Below are 4,060 nucleotides of genomic sequence, written 5' to 3'. Positions count from 1 at the left end.
GTCGCCGACCTTGGTGCGGTGCAATTGCAGCTTCATGTCGCCGAGGAAGCGTTCGAGGCCCAGATTGGACATCACGGTTGAGACGACACCACCGCCGGCAAGCCGCCCGCTCTGGTGCCAGGATTCGGCGATCAGCGCCATGATCTGGTCACCATCGACGATCGCGCCGTTTTCATCGACGATAACGACACGATCGGCGTCGCCGTCGAGCGCGATGCCGATGTCGGCGCGCACTTCGTGCACCTTCTTTTGCAGGCCGGCCGGATGGGTCGAGCCGCATTCCTTGTTGATGTTGAAGCCGTTGGGCTCGACATTGATGGCGACGACTTCGGCGCCCAGTTCCCACAGCGCCTCGGGCGCCACCTTGTAGGCCGCGCCATTGGCGCAATCGACAACGATCCTCAAGCCGGCGAGCGACATCGAGCGCGGCAAGGTGCGCTTGGCGAATTCGATGTAGCGGTCATGCACCCCGTCGACGCGCTTGGCGCGGCCAAGCCCGTCGGAATCGGCGAGCGCCAGTTCGATATCCTTGTCGAGCATGCTCTCGATGCGCTCCTCGATTTCGTCGGAGAGCTTGTAGCCGTCGGGTCCGAACAGCTTGATGCCGTTGTCGTAATAGGGGTTGTGCGAGGCCGAGATCATGACGCCGATATCGGCGCGCAGCGAACGCACCAGCATGGCGACAGCCGGCGTCGGGATCGGGCCGAGCAGGAACACGTCCATGCCGGCGGCACAAAGACCGGCGACCATGGCATTCTCGATCATATAGCCGGAAAGCCTGGTGTCCTTGCCGAGCACGACACGATGTCGATGGCTGCCGCGCTGGAAGGAAAGGCCGGCGGCCATGCCGACCCGCATAGCGATTTCAGCCGTCATCGGAAACTTGTTGGCGCGTCCGCGAATGCCGTCCGTGCCGAAATAATTCCCTGCCATGCTAGTCAGCTTCCTCGACGTTTCTTCCCCGGCACGTCATGCCACAATTGGCCAGGGCGCTATGATCACATTGTGTGATTGTACGTTACCAATCCTTAGAAAACCATTGTTGTGCACTGCACACATGTGGCCGCAACCTGACATGCCCAGACTGCCATGTTGCAATATACAAGTCATGCGAGCCTTTCAGCGCGGATGCACGAGGAAAATCTTGCTCTGAACCAGACAACGGACAACGATTTCATCACCTTATCGGGAGAAACCGGTTTTCGGCGATATATACGCCACTTAGCATCTGGCGCAACCGCCCGTTGAGCGATATTGATCTGCAGGGACGTATCATGGGCTGCTGCAACGGAGAAACGCTATGCTCATCCACCGACTTGCCACTTTGACCGGCCTCGCCGTCGCGACCTTGTTCCTGGCCGCGCCAGCCAACGCACTGACGATGGCCGAGTGCAGCACGAAATACAACGCCGCCAAGGATGCGGGGACACTCGCCGGCGCGACCTGGAACCAGTTCCGCAAGGCTCAGTGCGGCACCGACGCCGCCGCGACGACCGACGCCAAGCCGGCCGATACCAAGAAGGCTGCCGAGACGAAGGCGGCCAAGGCTGCCGCCGCTGCGGACGACAGCACGGCCAAGGGCCTGACGGCGAAGGAATGCAGCACCAAATACCAGGCGGCGAAGGCTGCCGGCACGCTGAACGGCATGAAGTGGAACGACTTCCGCAAGTCCGAATGCGCCGCCGGTGCATCCGCCGCTGCCGCCGCCAAGCCGGCAACCACCAAGGCTGCCGCGGCCCCCGCCGACGGCAAGGGTCTGAGCATGGCCGAATGCAGCACCAAGTATCAGGCCGCCAAGACGGCCAACACGCTGAAGGGCATGAAGTGGAACGACTTCCGCAAGACCGAATGCGGCGCCGGCGCATCGGATGACGACACGGTGCCGGCCGCCGACGAGGCCAGCTACACCAAGGAGCCGGCGAAGCCGACGACGGCTGCGCCCAAGGGCGTCAAGTTCCCGTCCGCGATCTCGGCGAAATATGCCAGCGAGACCCCCGGAAAGGGCCGCATGCACACCTGCCTCGACCAGTACTATGTCCTCAAGGACGCCAACGCGCTCGGCGGCCTGAAGTGGATCCAGAAGGGCGGCGGCTTCTACAGCCTGTGCAATGCCAAGCTGAAGGGCTGATCGCTTAGCCATAGTCTCCAAACAAAGGCCCGCGCATCGCAAGATGCGCGGGCCTTTTTTGTTGCGCGAAGACGCACACTGCCTTGCTCGCATCTGCATGTCGCCGGGCTGTCGGCATCATCAATTCGCCTACACTGCCCACCGCCAAGCTCATCGGTAGCCCGTAAAGATTCTGGTTGAACATATCAAGAACAAACCATATACAAAAAGACGTCAAACTTATTATCAACCAGGAGGGTCTTATGCACGGTTTGAGATTGGCGGTATTGGCTGCGACCGCATTTGTCGCTTGGAGCGTCGCCCCCGCAAGCGCACTGACGATGAAGGAATGCGGCGAGACCTATCGAACAGCCAAGGAAGGCGGCACTCTGAACGGCATGGACTGGACGGCTTTTCGCAAGGAGAAGTGCGCGACATCAGCAGCGGACAGTGTCAGCGAGGATACGGTCAAAACCGAGCCGCAGACGAAAAAGGAAACCAGCGCGGCGGTCGCCCCCACTGTAGCGCCCGCGGGCGTGACATTCCCGACCACGCTGGCCGCCGAGTTCAAGACCGAAAAGCCCGCGAAGGCGCGCATGAAGACCTGTCTGCAGGGCTACCATGGCAACAAGGACGCGGGCACGTTGAACGGCCTTCGCTGGATCCAGAAGGGCGGCGGTTATTACAGCCTGTGCAATGCCAAGCTGAAGAGCTGAGCGACAAGACATCTGAAGAAGAGAAGGTCTGCGAACCGCAGGGTTCGCGGGCCTTTTTGTTGCCTTCGAGGGCACCAGCGGCGACGTTGCCAATCTCCCCCTTGCGGGGAGATTAGCTATCACCTTGGCTTTCGCCAATCGTCACCGTCGCAGATGCGAGGTCGCGGACAACTCCTCCCCAACGCCAAAAACAAAAAACGCCGCGGAGCAAGCCGCGGCGTTCGATGAAATCAGTGGTCAAGCTCAACTCGATGGCTGCGGTTCCATGCCGCCTTCGGGCTCAGGACCCTTCTTTCGCCGGCCGCCGGACTTCGGCACGGCCGAGCCACGGCTGGGCGGCGTGTCGTCGCCAAGGTCGCGCGCGGGCTTGTGGCCGGCGATCAACTGCTTGATCTCCTCGCCGGACAGCGTCTCATATTCCAGCAGGCCCTGTGCCAGCGCGATCCATTCCTTCTTCTTCTTGGTCAGGATGGACTTCGCCGACGAATAGGCCTCGTCGATCAGGCGGCGCACTTCGGCGTCGATGATCTGCGCCGTTTCTTCCGAGACGTTCTGCGTGCGCGCCACCGAATGGCCGAGGAACACTTCTTCCTGGTTGTCGCCATAGGCGACATGGCCGAGCTTGTCGGAAAAGCCCCAGCGCGTGACCATGGCGCGGGCCAGCTTGGTCGCCTGCTCGATATCCGAAGAGGCGCCGGAGGTGATGTTCTCCTTGCCGAACTTGAACTCCTCGGCGACGCGGCCGCCCATCATGATGGCGAGACGCGAGATCATGTATTTGTAGCTCATCGAATAGCGGTCGCCTTCGGGCAACTGCATGACCATGCCGAGCGCGCGACCGCGTGGAATGATCGTGGCCTTGTGCAGCGGATCGGCCGATGGCACGTTGAGCGCGAGAATGGCGTGGCCGGCCTCATGGTAGGCGGTCAGCTCCTTCTCGGCCTGGGTCATGGCCGACGAGCGGCGCTCGGCGCCCATCATGATTTTGTCCTTGGCGTCCTCGAATTCGGCCATGGTGACGAGGCGCTTGTTGCGCCGTGCCGCCATCAGCGCGGATTCGTTGACGAGGTTCATCAGATCGGCGCCGGAAAAGCCCGGCGTACCGCGCGCGATCACCTTGAGGTCGACATTGGGCGCCAGCGGCACGTTGCGCACATGCACCTTGAGGATCTTCTCGCGGCCGACGATGTCAGGGTTCGGCACCACGACCTGGCGGTCGAAGCGGCCTGGCCTGAGC

At 61.8% G+C, this 4,060-nt stretch carries 3 protein-coding genes and 1 pseudogene; 2 read left to right on the top strand and 2 right to left on the bottom strand.

What is annotated here, in order from left to right; all coding sequences use genetic code 11:
- Positions 1-933 (bottom strand): phosphoglucosamine mutase (gene glmM / locus EN750_RS21945; protein ID WP_127397627.1); only part of this gene is annotated, 933 nt, incomplete at its 3' end.
- A gap of 367 nt (positions 934-1,300) precedes the next feature.
- Between glmM and EN750_RS21940 the strand changes: the two genes are divergently transcribed.
- On the top strand, positions 1,301-2,128 hold the full coding sequence (locus tag EN750_RS21940) for a hypothetical protein (protein ID WP_127397626.1): 828 nt from the start codon (positions 1,301-1,303) through the stop codon (positions 2,126-2,128).
- A 242-nt stretch (positions 2,129-2,370) separates the two neighbouring features.
- Positions 2,371-2,823: a hypothetical protein gene (locus tag EN750_RS21935; protein ID WP_127397625.1), complete on the top strand. Its 453-nt coding sequence runs from the start codon at positions 2,371-2,373 to the stop codon at positions 2,821-2,823.
- Between the two features lie 243 nt (positions 2,824-3,066).
- Here the strand turns inward: EN750_RS21935 and EN750_RS21930 are convergent.
- A pseudogene (locus tag EN750_RS21930) lies at positions 3,067-4,060 on the bottom strand (cell division protein FtsH); the annotation flags it as partial.

This window comes from Mesorhizobium sp. M7A.F.Ca.ET.027.03.2.1, assembly GCF_003999175.1.
Lineage (GTDB): Bacteria > Pseudomonadota > Alphaproteobacteria > Rhizobiales > Rhizobiaceae > Mesorhizobium.
Note: the sequence above shows the minus strand (reverse complement) of the source record. Positions and strands in the feature narration are given on the sequence as shown.